This window comes from Vibrio algarum (genome assembly GCF_028204155.1).
Taxonomy (GTDB): Bacteria; Pseudomonadota; Gammaproteobacteria; order Enterobacterales; family Vibrionaceae; genus Vibrio; species Vibrio algarum.
Window position 1 is genome coordinate 1,250,148 of record NZ_JAQLOI010000001.1, and the last position, 13,308, is coordinate 1,263,455.

At 40.8% G+C, this 13,308-nt stretch carries 12 protein-coding genes and 3 pseudogenes; 2 read left to right on the plus strand and 13 right to left on the minus strand.

Annotation, left to right across the window (positions count from 1 at the left end; genetic code table 11):
* Window positions 1–11 precede the first annotated feature (11 nt).
* The 13 genes and pseudogenes from PGX00_RS06105 to PGX00_RS06165 all read right to left on the minus strand — a co-directional run bounded on the left by PGX00_RS06105 (window position 12) and on the right by PGX00_RS06165 (window position 11,718).
* On the minus strand, window positions 12–617 hold the full coding sequence (locus tag PGX00_RS06105; protein ID WP_272133710.1) for a DUF3261 domain-containing protein: 606 nt from the start codon (window positions 615–617) through the stop codon (window positions 12–14).
* Window positions 614–2,949: pseudogene (locus PGX00_RS06110) on the minus strand (MMPL family transporter). The gene PGX00_RS06105 and the pseudogene PGX00_RS06110 overlap by 4 nt, the downstream one beginning before the upstream one ends.
* Window positions 2,924–3,535 carry an outer membrane lipoprotein carrier protein LolA gene (locus PGX00_RS06115; protein ID WP_272133711.1) on the minus strand — a complete coding sequence of 204 codons (612 nt, stop codon included), beginning with the start codon at window positions 3,533–3,535 and terminating at the stop codon, window positions 2,924–2,926. Before PGX00_RS06115 ends, PGX00_RS06110 begins: the two are co-directional and overlap by 26 nt.
* Window positions 3,528–4,016, minus strand: coding sequence for an acyl-CoA thioesterase (locus tag PGX00_RS06120; RefSeq protein ID WP_272133712.1), 489 nt, complete (start codon window positions 4,014–4,016; stop codon window positions 3,528–3,530). Before PGX00_RS06120 ends, PGX00_RS06115 begins: the two co-directional genes overlap by 8 nt.
* Before the next feature lie 14 nt (window positions 4,017–4,030).
* Window positions 4,031–5,575, minus strand: coding sequence for an HAL/PAL/TAL family ammonia-lyase (locus PGX00_RS06125; RefSeq protein ID WP_272133713.1), 1,545 nt, complete (start codon window positions 5,573–5,575; stop codon window positions 4,031–4,033).
* Window positions 5,568–7,246, minus strand: a pseudogene (locus tag PGX00_RS06130) (glycosyltransferase family 2 protein). The gene PGX00_RS06125 and the pseudogene PGX00_RS06130 overlap by 8 nt, the downstream one beginning before the upstream one ends.
* A gap of 1 nt (window position 7,247) precedes the next feature.
* Complete coding sequence (locus tag PGX00_RS06135) at window positions 7,248–7,604, minus strand: ApeI family dehydratase (RefSeq protein WP_272133715.1); 357 nt, start codon at window positions 7,602–7,604, stop codon at window positions 7,248–7,250.
* A gap of 32 nt (window positions 7,605–7,636) precedes the next feature.
* Entirely contained in the window at window positions 7,637–9,046 is a 1,410-nt protein-coding gene (locus PGX00_RS06140) for an AMP-binding protein (RefSeq protein WP_272133717.1), read from the minus strand.
* Window positions 9,036–9,626, minus strand: coding sequence for a COG4648 family protein (locus tag PGX00_RS06145; RefSeq protein WP_272137956.1), 591 nt, complete (start codon window positions 9,624–9,626; stop codon window positions 9,036–9,038). The genes PGX00_RS06140 and PGX00_RS06145 overlap by 11 nt, the downstream gene beginning before the upstream one ends.
* Complete coding sequence (locus tag PGX00_RS06150; RefSeq protein ID WP_272133719.1) at window positions 9,623–9,880, minus strand: acyl carrier protein; 258 nt, start codon at window positions 9,878–9,880, stop codon at window positions 9,623–9,625. Before PGX00_RS06150 ends, PGX00_RS06145 begins: the two co-directional genes overlap by 4 nt.
* A 15-nt stretch (window positions 9,881–9,895) precedes the next feature.
* Complete coding sequence (locus PGX00_RS06155) at window positions 9,896–10,153, minus strand: phosphopantetheine-binding protein (RefSeq protein WP_272133721.1); 258 nt, start codon at window positions 10,151–10,153, stop codon at window positions 9,896–9,898.
* A 38-nt stretch (window positions 10,154–10,191) separates the two neighbouring features.
* Window positions 10,192–10,952, minus strand: a pseudogene (locus PGX00_RS06160) (lysophospholipid acyltransferase family protein).
* 13 nt (window positions 10,953–10,965) lie between these two features.
* A complete protein-coding gene (locus PGX00_RS06165; protein ID WP_272133723.1) occupies window positions 10,966–11,718 on the minus strand; it encodes a beta-ketoacyl synthase chain length factor in 753 nt (250 codons plus the stop codon).
* An 81-nt stretch (window positions 11,719–11,799) separates the two neighbouring features.
* Between PGX00_RS06165 and PGX00_RS06170 the strand changes: the two genes are divergently transcribed.
* The gene (locus PGX00_RS06170) at window positions 11,800–12,195 is read left to right on the plus strand and encodes a hypothetical protein (RefSeq protein ID WP_272133724.1); all 396 of its coding nucleotides are present in this window, start codon (window positions 11,800–11,802) and stop codon (window positions 12,193–12,195) included.
* A 44-nt stretch (window positions 12,196–12,239) separates the two neighbouring features.
* On the plus strand, window positions 12,240–13,307 hold the full coding sequence (locus tag PGX00_RS06175; protein ID WP_272133725.1) for a methyltransferase: 1,068 nt from the start codon (window positions 12,240–12,242) through the stop codon (window positions 13,305–13,307).
* The last annotated feature ends 1 nt before the right edge of the window (window position 13,308 follow it).

Consider the following 13,308-nt stretch of genomic DNA (forward strand, 5'->3'; position numbering starts at 1 on the left):
TTAAAGCCAAGCTATTTAGTTGTATTTGATAACGATAACGTCTGAATGGTGATTTGATAATTGGAGATGGTGTTTTGCATATGAATATCTCCTGACAATTTATCTTTATTAGTATACTGAATAATAACGACTTTTTTTCCTTCATTATCAAATAACGTACGTTGGCTAGGTGTTTCGGTAAGTTGCCAACCGATATCTGCTAGTTTAACTTGCCATACTTCTTCAGGCCATAGCGTTATCATAAGATAAAATAATACTTGTTTCGGGTCTGGTAGGGATGCACCTAACCCAGAGAGTACTTCGGTCTCAATATTGTCTTCTGTATATTCGAGGCTAAGGATACGAGTCCCCCAAGATGAAAAACCGGCCAGTTTAACAGCGTGCTCATTAACTTCTAATACAACAGGTAATTGATGGTTTTTTTCATTCCATGTGGCTGTAATTAATTGGTTCACCGTGATGATTTGTTGCAGATCTTTGGGCAGAGGCAGTTGAACAGTCGTTTTGGGGGCTATTTCCACAAAGGTGCTTGGTTGAGTTTGCAGCGATGTACAACCTAATAGGCTTATCAATAGACAGATAAGTAGGGTGAGCTTACTTGCAGGAAAACAGGTCATTCTTTACCCTCTGTGTTTGTGCTCATGGCAATTGGAGCAAGTAACCATGCGACAAAAATACCGGTTAGTACCGTTATGCCAAAACTGTGTATAGCGTGAGTGTTACTCATGGCAAGAAGACCGAACGAAAGGATCGTTGTCATGGCCGATAACGTAATAGCTAACAAGGTGCTTTTATGGTGCCTAGGTTGAGAAAAAACAAGGTATAATCGATACCGATCCCTAGTATGAGTGCAAGTGCTAATAAGTTAAATAGGTTAAGTGGTGAGCCAGTTAAACTTGTTATCGCTAAGGCGCAGATCGAGGCGATAATTGGCGGGGTTACCATTTTACATGCTTGCCTGAAGGTAAACCGCCAACCTAAAATAAACCAAATAGCCACTAAAGCGGCAAGCAGTAATTCAGTTACTTTAATTCGGTACTCGCCGAATAGCGTCGATATTTCATCTGTTTTATCTAAATACCGGATGTCGTCTCTAGCCTTTACTTTGTTTTTTATCTCTGGAGCGCGGGTTACTTTTTTAAGAACGACAATGGAGTAACTTTCATTATCAATGTCACCTAACCAAAGAAAGCGAGTAGGTTTTGAACTATTCGACTGTAGATAATCATCGACAGAAATAGGTATAAAAGCGTCTTCTAAAATGGGCTGTTGCTTAAGTTGTATTGCCTTTTGTAATTCGATTGCTTGAGATTGATAAAGCGATGTTACTAGGCCAAAATTCGATTTTTGTTGCGCGATACTTGGTAAGTATTGAGTAATATTTTGGTAGCCGGATAAAAGCTCTTGATCAACCCAAGCATCAAGTTCCAGGTTCAAATCCTGCAGCTTATCTAACAAAGCTTGTTCATTACTGGCGGATACGAGTAACATTTGTTGACTAGAATCGACACCGGAAAGCTGTTCAATTTTTTGTTCTACTAGTTTGAGTGCCATTGGCGCGGCTTGTAGTTGGCGAACGTCATCGTTATAGCGAGTTTGAGAAAGAAATACGCAACCAGTGATGAGCATTAAACTAGGAAATACAATTTTAAACGATTTTGATTGCCACAATGATAACCATTTGTGCGATAAATCTTCAGCGGGAAGTCGGCGCTGTTTAGGTGGTTGCTTAGCTAATTTAGGGTACCAAACTACGACAGTAATGTAAGCGCCTGTTAAGCCAATGGCTGAAAACAGAGCCAATTGCTGTAATCCGGGAAATGGAGCAATTAGCAGGCCCAAGTAGCCAACTAAGCTCGTGATCAAACCCAGTGTAATCGCACCAAATATCTTTTTGAGCGCTCGATGTGAATTCCATGACTTCCCTGCAGCCAATCTTTCTGTCAGGTAGTGAAAGGAATAATCAATTGAAACACCAATCAGGCTCGTGCCAAATACCAAGCTAAATAAATGAATTTTGTCAAATATCAATAAGCAACCAGCAAATGCCGCGATGAACCCACAACTAATAGAAAGCAAAGATAATGCAAGCGGAAGAGAGCTTCTATAAACCATCAATAATAAAACGATAACACCCACTAACGACCCTAGCCCAATGGTGCTTATTTCAGATTTTGCACTTTGGGTGCCGTAAGCCGCATAGAAAACAACGCCAGTGTGCATCACCTCAACGCTATAGTGCTGGGTTAGTTCTTGTTCAATATCATCTAACTTGGTGAGTTGGGCTTGAACAGTCAGATTATAAGGTGAACCAGCAAGTTCGGCCGCAATCAGAACGTAGTGTTTATTTCCGGCACTTTTACTTAGATATCCCTTGTCCAACTGGAAATCACCGGACAGAGCAGAGAGAGAGGTTAAGTAATCACGGAAAAGTAAGAATGGGTCATTTGATAGTTCTTGTCCGGTGACACCCGAAAAAGGGTTGTAGACGGATTGCAGTACATATTGTGTCTGAAGGCTAGTAGAGGAGGCTAGCCTCGCTCTTTGGGTGTCAGTCAATAATTGAAACCGTTTAGGATAATAAAAAGTAGCCCAGGCTTGCTGATCAGACTCCGAGATTTTGCCAGTAATGTCCGAAAACATGTCGAGGGTTGTTAGCTCATTTTCAAACTGTTCGGCCGCATCGATTAGTTGAGCTTTGTCATTACCTTCCAGCAGAAAAATAACCTTGTTGCTCATTGATTCTGCTATTTTATCAAAGGCTTGCTGTGCAATGGGGTCTTGCTGGTTTTTAGGCAGTAAAGCAAGAATATTGGTTTCGATGGGAAGCGATTTATTAACAGCTAATTTTTGTGCTAGTACAGCGATGCAGCCAATCATGATGATCAGCCAGATGAGAGCGAGATTTCTGGATAAACCAGTGCTAGAACTGGAAAAGGGCACTTTCATCAGGGGTCAGGTTTTCTGGCTGTTCAGTTTGTTTGCTAAATAGAATGGTTGTTTTGTCTCCACGAAGCTCCGTTAGTTCTATCTGGTCAACGTATTGTTCACCAGAAATACTTATGCTACTGAAGACGGAATTTAGAGGCGCTTTATTGGGTGTTAACATTAAAGTCCAATCGTTGTTCTTTTCGCTAAATTCTGATGTAAATTGTTGGTCAAGCTGTTGAGCGTTGCCGTCGAATAGTGAAAGGAATATGTGACTGAAATAAAACGCCATTGGATTCTCTTTTTCAGTCATTACCTGCGCTGGTTGATTCCCTATTTTCTGGCTAAGCTTTTCGTCGGTGAGAATAAGATTCACCGGAAAAGGTGCCGTTTGCTGCCAAAGTAATCCGCTCTCTTTATGGATAATGAAATGACCGGATGACGTCAGTGGTTGACTGAACATTTCCATTGTTCTTCGTTGTTCAAAATCCCCTCGCACAATGCTCTGTGAAGCAAGTAATGCTTGGATTTCTTGTAGGCTTTTTGCTTGCAATAATGGTGAAAAAAGTAGCAAAAGCAAGACGGTCGCAGTGAGACGATTAATCATTCAGTTCTCCGTATTTATGCCATTGCTCCACTTTATCAGTGAATAGCTTAGGAGAAACAAAGCACATTTCTTGAGTCGCCATATCTACAGCAACTTGCATGGTATGCGCCTTTGTCATTCGTTCTCCCGTGTTGTTGTCGTAGATAATGTAATCCACTCTTAAGCGGTGTTCCCACTCGGTCAATTTGGCGGTAACACGAATCTCATGATCAAAAGGGATCGCCTTTATATATTTAACCCGAGTATCAATAATTGGCCACATATAGCCAGATGCATTCATATCCAGATAACTGTAATTAATTTTTGCCATTAGGTTATGTCGAGCTTGTTCAAAAAACCGAAAGTAGTTGCCATGGTAGACAACGCCCATTGGGTCGGCATCTTGAAATAGAGGCTTGATAATAATTTCAGCGTTTAATGAATAAGTTGCGTGTAATTCGCTGGCAATGCCTGTTTCATCGGTATTGTTTCGAGTACTCATCGTCATACTTATCCTTAATACAGCGTCCAATGTTGCTGCTGAATAAATGCCATGAATTTACGAAGGTCACCTTCTAATGGTCGATCTTCATTAACGAACTCAAACTCACTAAGAATATCGGACTGCATCTGTTTTAGAGCGCCACTCATATGATGTTCATCTAACTCATCTTGTCGTTTGCGTAGTTCTATCGCTTGGGTAGCAGCAAGCAGTGATGCAGAAGCAACTTGTTCGGTCAATTCTAATATTCGTAAACAATCACGGGCAGCGATGGTACCCATACTCACTTTATCTTGATTATGACATTCGGTTGAACGGGAAAACACACTCGCTGGCATAGTGTGTTTGAGCGCCTCTGCTGTCCACGCTGATATCGCAATTTGTACCGCTTTGAAGCCGTGATTGATTGGTTTTCTCTCACCTTGTGCGCCAGTTAGATTGAAAGGTAAACCATTATTGAACTTATAGTCCATTAGTTGAGCCATTTGACGATCGAGTAGATCGGCTAAATTGGCAATAGCGGTCTTTAATGTATCCATTGCCATGGCAATATGGCCACCATAGAAATGACCACCATGTAGGACTCGTTCATTTTCACCATCAATAATCGGGTTGTCATTCGCACTGTTGAGCTCGTTCTCAATCATCTGGCGTAACCACGGCAAGCTGTCTTGTAGGGCCCCGATAACATGTGGAGCACAACGAAGAGAGTAACGGTCTTGTAGACGGTCACTATTCCGAGGTGGGCGTTCGGCTTGTAAATCACTGCGTAACCAGCTGGCTATTTGTTGTTGCCCCGGATGTGGTTTGACTGAAAATAGCGCCTCGTCGAAATGAAAATCGTTGCCTTGCATACCGACGGAAACCATTGCAGTAATTCGAGTCGTTAGCTGAGCGAGATATTCTGCTCTTTTATATGCAATGCAGGCTAGAGCTGTCATTACTGAAGTACCATTCATTAACGCCAAACCTTCTTTAGGTTTGAGTTTTATCGGGTCTATATTCAGTTCACGGAATACTTCTGCTGTTGGGCGAATTTCACCTTTATAAAAAACTTCACGTTCGCCAATTAGCGCAGCCGCTAAATAAGACAGAGGTGTAAGGTCTCCACTTGCACCGACAGAGCCCTCTTGAGGAATACGAGGAGAGATGTCCTCATTAATTAAGGTGATGATCTGATTTAACAAGTCGAGAGAAACACCAGACACCCCTTGAGAGAGAGAACATAATCGAGTCGCTAATACCGCTCTTGCTTGTTCTTTAGAGAAAATTTCACCCATCCCACATCCGTGGAATCGCGTGAGATGCAAAGGTAGTTCATCGACTAATTCTGCTGGAATGGCAACGGTGCAGGAATCTCCGTAACCTGTAGTGACGCCATAAATAACGCCTTCTTCTTTTAACAACCGTTCAAGGAACGCGACGCCTCTATTTATTTTTCCGGTAAAAGCATCCGAATCATTCAGATGGGCTTTTGCGCCTTGAGAAATGGCAACAACGTCCTCTATGGTAAGACGGTCTAATCCAAACTGAATTCTGTTTTGAGCTGTGTTAGTCATTATTGTTGTCGCTTAATTTCCAAAAATTAAAAAAATTATACCACTGCAATGGTGCGTTCATAGTGTGGTGCTCTAGCCGATCCGCGTAGTCTTGTACTAGTTCTTGTAGTGCTTCTTCACGTTTGCCTCTGGGCAATATAATCTTGTCTCTAAACGCTTCGAAATAGACATTGAAATAAGGTTGTTGTTTACTTTCATCGCGTAAGCCAAACAGTAAGAATACAGGCGCTTTTAATACCGATGCAAGCACGAAAGGGCCTTGTGGAAAGGGTGCCGGTTTACCTAAAAAATTTGCCCAGACAACCCGTTTTTCTTTGGTTACAGAGGTTCTGTCGCCGACTATTACAATCCATTCACCCTGTTCAATTTTTTGTTGTAGGCTAATTGCCGTATCGGGGCCCATTTCTTTTACTTCAATCAAGTTCAAATTAGAACTAGGATTAACGGCTTTGAGCATGGAATTAAATTTTTCGGCGTGCTCGGTAAATACCAGTGCATTTATCTTAATGTGTTTATGTTTTCGACTCATCGCCCGGCAAAGTTCAATATTACCTAGATGCGAGCCCAAAAGGACGATACCTTGTTTTTCTTTGATGATATCGTCAAAGAGCTCCGAGCCAGAAACCGCTAAATCTTTATAAGGAATATCGCCTTTCCATGCGGCAAGTTTATCTAATATCGTCTGTCCAAAAGAGAGAAGATGCCTATAGGCGGTGAGATTTTTTGGTGTAGATATCCCCTTGTTCAGGCTGTGAGCTTTAAGTTGAGCTAAGTATTGTTCAGACGATTTTCTAGCATCGCTACCAGTGAGATAGTAGTAACTCATAACCATTCGTAAAATCAGGTTGAATATTGGGCGGCCGAAGAATGAATAGATAGCGAGCAACAATTTTATGCCAATTAAGGTTCCACGTTCCGAAGTTGTGGACCAATGAGATTGAATTTTACGCTTACGAGATAACAGTTTCGGAATTCTTGGTAGCATCCCGAAGAAAAGCTTGGTATGCATTGTACTAATTTTCACATTATCCCAAAGTGCATCAAAGTGCGAAATTCCTCCTTCAGGGTAGATAACACGCGTCTCTACGAAATTGAATGACACCCCTTCCCAGAACATACGTACCATGATTTCCGTGTCGAAATCCATACGTTTTCCAATCGAATATTTGGTTAGCACTTGCACGGTTCTTTCTACTGGATAAGCACGAAATCCGCACATGCTATCTTGAATTTCAAACGATAAGGTTTCTATCCAGACCCATACGTGAGTGACATATCGGCCATAGAGCCTTGATTTAGGAACTGAGTCGTCATAAATAGGTTTACCGGAAATAACGTTAGTGGGATTTTTCTGGGACGTTGCGATAAGCTCAGGGAGGGCTTCAATATCGTGTTGCCCGTCAGCGTCAATCTGAATGGCGTGAGAATATCCAAGTGCATTGGCAGCTTCGATACCTGCCATGACAGCACCCCTTTCCCCTGATTTTCGGGCAGTATAATAAGGGTGACATCACTTTCAATCGCTTGTTCTTGCAATGTTACTTTGGTTTTTTGCTCACTCCCATCATCGATTAAGATAATGTGCATATTATGGATACGAAGTGACTGCACAACTTTAGCGACGGTTGAACCGTGGTTATAGCAAGGAATTAGAAAGCAAGCATTGTACATATTATTCCTTGCGTCCTAGTTTAATTTTGCCTGTTGAATGAGTTGTGGTTTGAGCTGATGTATAAGTAAATTGAAGCTTACCTTTTGTTTCGTCCCAATTAATCTGCAAGTTAACAATAGCCTCTGGCAAGATGGGTTCTTGAAACTTAATGACTTCCATTCCAATGAAAGGCAGAGATAAGTTGAGGTAATACTCCGCATAATAAAGAACCCAATCTATCTGAGTTACCCCTGGTAACAGAGGGAATGTAGGAAAATGACCTTCAAAATCTTGAATATCACGGTCCACTTTTAATGCTAACGTCACGCTATGGTTTTCTATTACGTGTGACAAGACTTGGGGTTTTCTTTTCATCATTATATTCACGGTTCTAAAGTGAGTTCTAAACCCTAGTTCGGGTTACTTTGAAATAGAGCTTCAATCTCTTTAACTAAACGCTTGCCCTGACTGTTTAAGGGGATGTCGTCAAGAATACGATAACGGCGTGGGATAGCAATAGGCTCTAGCCATTGCCTAAGTGAATTTCTGATTTTAATCCAAAATTGTCCTCGACTAGTAGCGCTAAGTTGTTGGCGGCCATAGTCGTTTAATGTGATGACGGCTACTAATTCTAGTCTCATTGCTGTTTCAAGCGCTATTACGGCTGATTCTTCTATCCATTCCAATTTCTGAAGGCTATTTTCGACCTCTGCTAAGGAGACTCGTTTTTCTTCAATCTTGATGATGCGATCTGTCCGGCCTTTTAATAAAAAGGATCCATCATCAAATAACTCACACTGGTCAGTGGTTTGATACCAGTTCTCAGGATCTATATGCCCGGATCTTAGCGCGATGCAACCTTCAGCATTTAGTTTTGCTTTGACATCGGGGAAGAGTTGCCACGGTGTCGATTCCTTATGCTGTTGCCGATAACCTATACCTCCAGTTTCAGTGCTGCCAAAGACTTCATATGGTAGAACCTCAAAAAGGGCCAACGTTTGTCCGGCAGCCTTTAATGACAAAGGCCCGCCAGAAGAGAAAACAGTATTATATTTGCAGCAGGTGGTTTCTGGGTCTAATCGTTTCAAAAGAGCCGGGCTACTTACCAATATAGAATTCTTGTCCGCGTGGCTGATGACTTGTTCTGGATAATCTAGGTTTTCTCTCGCAAAAGGGCGTTGAGTACAAATTGGCCAGAGGAGCCGGAATAGAAGCCCATAAATATGCTGGTGCGAAACCGTGCTTTGAATTCGGCAATTAGCTAATTCGCTTCCCCATATTTGTTCCAATTGAGTTATCTCATGATTGAAATGAAATAGTGTTTTCTTTATCGCTTTCGGTTTGCCACTAGTGCCGGATGTAAAAAGGGTAACGTTAACATCATTTAGTATCAATGCAGTAGAGAGTGTCGATTCTACAACTGAAGTTAACGATATAGACTCAAGGTTAACTACGTCAGTATTTTGTAGTGATATAGATTGAGATGAGAAAATCGCATTGTCGTGAATCAAGACATCAAATTCAGAGGATAGCTCGCGAATAGCTTCAGGCTGTTGGTTTCCTGGTAGGATTAATTCTTTTTTTGCGGAACTAAGTGCAAAGAAAATGACCGAGAACCAGTAACTATCTTGGATGCATATTGCCCATCGCGCTTTAGGTTTTGTATTGAAAAATTTGACGAATGAATCTACGTCGCTGATAAAATTGATCCACGTTTTATTGCCTGCGTTGCCAAAAGCAAAAAGAGCATCTGTTTGGCGTTCTTGTTTCAATACTGTCGCGATTGAGCATAAAGGTGATGGCTTGATGTTATTTTTCATGAGTGCCTGTTTTGGTCGCTTTTGTCTTTTTTTGTACTTGTTTACGGATTATAAACTCAATAGAAAATAGTAACCCCATAGCGACATAGCTGATAAATCCATTATATAGAGTCCAATATGAGAGAGGCATAAAGCAGGTTGATAACGCGATTGAGCCATTAATGATGAAGAAAACACACCATATTTTGGTGACGTTTCTTGTATATACGATTGCTCTTGGGTCAAGATTGGGGTCTTGTAGTCGTGCAAAACGTTCAATCAAACTTTGCTCTTGAAACAAGCTTATCCCAAAGACAGTAAGGAGACAGGTACTGACTACGACCGGGTAATAGGTAAGCCATCCTTGTTGATTCAGTAATGCTCCGAGTGAAAGTAAGGCAATGCCAACACCGCCGGTAGCCCATGCTAGGTACTTAAGTTCTTTAAGCTTTGATTTTGAACCGGCGAGAATCCGAATGATAAATAAGAAAATAAGTACGGCAGCGATTGCTTCTATCCCGAGCTTTTCAATACCGAAGTAGACAGCAAATGGGTAGGCTAGAAGCAAAATTGCTGACAATATTGCCAGCAATTTCATTATTCTGCCTTAAGCAGTTCGTAGACTGAATCTACGACATCTTGCACTGTTCGAACGGCCTTAAATTCGTCGGGTTTGATTTTTTTACCTGTAACGTTTTGAAGGTGAACAACTAAATCAACGGCATCGATGCTATCTAAATCAAGCTCTTCGTATAATTTAGCCTCAGGTATAATTTCCGTTTGATCTATTTCAAACAGCTCGACCAGTGCGTCTGTTACCTGATTAAAAACATCTTGTTTGGTTACGTTTGTCATAATAGTTTCAATAAATTAGCGAGTTTGAGAAGAAATGTAAGAAGCCAGGTTCGCAACTGAAGCAAAATGTTGGCGCGTGTTGTTGTCGTCAGCATCTATGATAATGTTAAATTTTTTCTTAATCGCCAAACCGAGTTCTAATGCATCGATTGAGTCAAGACCCAAACCATCACCGAATAGCGGCGCATCGATTTCAATATCATCAATTCCAATATCTTCCAGATTTAATGCGTCTATAATTAATTGCTTAATTTCTGTATGTAAATTTTCCACTATGACCTGCTTATTATTGATTAAAGGATTAAATCCTCTTATTTTTCAAATAGTACTTCTTCAAAATGTTTGTTTAAATTTCTTGCGGCTGATGCATTGGAATTAGCCTGTTGAAGAAATGGACCAATCGCTATTTTACCTCTCACTTCGACATGAAAAAAGGGCTTAGTTGTAGGAACTTGGTACCATTTTGCATTTTTGGTCAAAAAACTGGGTTTTACAGTGATATGAATGACTCTCATATCTACTTTTGTACGGACGGCAATTTGCGCTGCCCCCTTTGTAGTTTAGATGGTTTACCTGGGATGGTTCTTGTACCCTCGGGAAAGATTAACAGAACATTATCATTTGAGAACTTCTCATTGCACTGTGCAAATAGTTCTTCCGGCTCTTTGTTTGGGATGTAGCCAGCGGCTTGAACTATACGCTTTATGAAGGGGTTGTCCCATATTGCGGCTTTGACTAAACAATCGCATTGCTTTAGTTGAGAAGCAATCAAAACATAATCGATAAGACTAGGGTGATTGGCTACAATTAAGCAGCCTTTATCTTGTTTTAATTTTTCTGCTCCAGTGATTTTATAATCAATAGCTCCAGTAAACTTCATAATCTTACAAAACAGATCAAACGTGATTTGTATAAGGCGTTGAACCCGAGACTCACTGCATTGTTTGTTTTTGGACAACAACTGGATGATAGGAACTAAGATAAAACTTAGAATAAGTCCGCCAATGCCAAAAAGAGCAAAGCAAAAACCAGTACTGAATATACGCCAGCACTGGTCCACTTTTAACCAGATTTGATGTAACAAATTACTCACTTTTATGCCAACCCCATAAGATGCGTTTAGAATAGATATTCCATGAGTGACTGTTGGTTAGCAAATGCTTAAAGCATTCGATTGATTGAGGGAGTAAAGTATCGTTTTTAGTCGTTAGTTGGTTATTATTGTTGCTTTGCCATGTCACGTTAAATGCTGTACCTGCTGAGATGACCAAGCCTACAGCGTATGTTGCAAAGAGCTCGGATTCAAACTCTTTGTATTCATTAGGCAGTGGAGCATCAAAATCGACTAACAGTACTTTTTTCTTCGTTAATTCGGGTTCAGATAAATAGGTGAACGATTCGATTAATGCTTGCTGAAAGGTATCTTGACCTGCGGCAAGCGAAGTGACAGGGATAGCCTGCTTAGTGGCAATAGTCGTTAATCCTGCTGCCGTGTTATGGACGGATTGGGAAAATGCCATAGGCGATGCGTCATCTCCAACTAATATAGATTTTATTAGCTCCACAGTCCTTGGCAGTTCACCATGTCGACTAGAAAAAACAATATAGCCAATATCGTGTTGTTCTATTAATTCTAGTGCCACTTGAACCGCTATTTTACTCAGAGGACTCATCCGTCTGCGCATCATTGCAGGGATATGATTAACGGGAGTTTTGTTAGAGGAACTAAACTCCGAATCGTTTAACCACGCTTTCCAGTCATCTGCTGACGAGAGGCTTTCGCAAAGCGCATAATATTGGTCCACTGTAAAATTGATAATATTTTTATTATTAGTCATATACTGTTGATTTGTGTGGGTACTATCTTAATACTATGCCTGATGTTTTTAATTTTTGACTGGTTTACAGGAGTAGTAACGATGAAATTTCTTAAGATATTTGTATCTCTAATCTTTGTGTTAGTTCTTGCTGGCTGTGGTCGCGTTCAGCCTATCATGGACGTTGAGAATACCCCAGTTGCTTATGATCTTCAAAAGAAACAAGTGAAGATGGCGATTATTGATTCAGCTGTAAGTCGCGGTTGGGTCGTAAAAAAAGCAGAAAGTAATGAAGTTGAACTCGAGTTCATGGCTCGTACTCATAAAGCGACCATCCGAGTGCCATATTCGGAAAAGTTTTTTTCTATCTTGTATGTTAGTTCTGAGAACTTAAAAGCAGACGCTAAAGGAAATATTCACCGCAATTATAACCGGTGGGTAAATAATTTGAACGTTGATATTCAGAAGAAGATATCTGTCATTGCTAATTCAAATTAAACAAAATTTCTATCATTGTATTAAGTAACTAATTAGGTCTATTTGTGTCAAATTTTACTAAAGATCCATTTAACGCTCTAGAAGCGAAAACTGAAGCTCAAAAACTCGCTTTTGCGCCTATAGTATTTCACACAGCAAGAACATTAAGAGATTTGGGCATACTCAAGGTTCTCGATGATGCGGGAGAGAGTGGACTGGATGCTGTTGCGATAGCGGACCGTTCGAAAGTATCAGAATATGGTGTCAAGGTATTGTTAGATATGGCCATTAGCGCGAATATCGTGCTTTGGAATAAACCGAATTATATTTTGGCTAACCTTGGTCACTTTATTTTTCATGATGGGATGACTAATGCTAACTTGGATTTTACAGCGGATGTTTGTTACGCAGCGATGATGCACCTGACCGAAGCAATCAAAGAAGGTACACCTGCTGGGTTGAAAGAGTTAGGAGACTGGGAGACGATTTATCAAGGCCTTTCCAAACTCCCTGAAAAAGCAAAAGAGAGTTGGTTTGCGTTTGACCATTTTTATTCAGATCGTTCGTTTCCAATATTGTTAGATACGGTTTTTGCGGCTAAACCAAAACATCTTGTTGATATTGGCGGTAACACGGGCAAATGGGCTATGCAGTGCTGTCGTTATGACAGCGAGGTTAAGGTTACTATCGTCGACTTACCGCAACAGCTTGAGATGGCCATGAAAAATGCTGAGGAAAATGGTTTTCAAGAACGAATCTCACCATACCCAGCGAATATGCTCGATAAGCAGCAGAGTCTACCTTCAGGCGCTGACGTTTGGTGGATGAGTCAATTTTTAGATTGTTTTTCTCCTATGGAAATACTGAATATTCTGAAGAAAGTTCGTAATACAATGGACCAAAACGCGACTGTTTATATATTGGAGTTGTTTTGGGATGCACAAAAGTATGATGCTGCGTCGTATAGCTTGAATGCAACGTCACTCTATTTTACTTGTTTAGCAAATGGTAATAGCCGCTTTTATCGTAGTGAAGACTTTTTGGAGATAGTCCAAGAAGCAGGGTTTGCTGTTGAAAAACGTACTGACGATATTGGCCTTGGGCATACGTTGCTGAAACTTGTCGCCGCTTAAA

Coding starts and splice junctions, on each gene's coding strand:
- PGX00_RS06115 (WP_272133711.1), bottom strand. CDS start 3,535: ATGATTAATCGTCTCACTGCGACCGTCTTGCTTTTGCTACTTTTTTCA.
- PGX00_RS06165 (WP_272133723.1), bottom strand. CDS start 11,718: ATGACTAATAATAAAAATATTATCAATTTTACAGTGGACCAATATTAT.
- PGX00_RS06150 (WP_272133719.1), bottom strand. CDS start 9,880: ATGACAAACGTAACCAAACAAGATGTTTTTAATCAGGTAACAGACGCA.
- PGX00_RS06135 (WP_272133715.1), bottom strand. CDS start 7,604: ATGATGAAAAGAAAACCCCAAGTCTTGTCACACGTAATAGAAAACCAT.
- PGX00_RS06105 (WP_272133710.1), bottom strand. CDS start 617: ATGACCTGTTTTCCTGCAAGTAAGCTCACCCTACTTATCTGTCTATTG.
- PGX00_RS06125 (WP_272133713.1), bottom strand. CDS start 5,575: ATGACTAACACAGCTCAAAACAGAATTCAGTTTGGATTAGACCGTCTT.
- PGX00_RS06170 (WP_272133724.1), top strand. CDS start 11,800: ATGAAATTTCTTAAGATATTTGTATCTCTAATCTTTGTGTTAGTTCTT.
- PGX00_RS06140 (WP_272133717.1), bottom strand. CDS start 9,046: ATGAAAAATAACATCAAGCCATCACCTTTATGCTCAATCGCGACAGTA.
- PGX00_RS06120 (WP_272133712.1), bottom strand. CDS start 4,016: ATGAGTACTCGAAACAATACCGATGAAACAGGCATTGCCAGCGAATTA.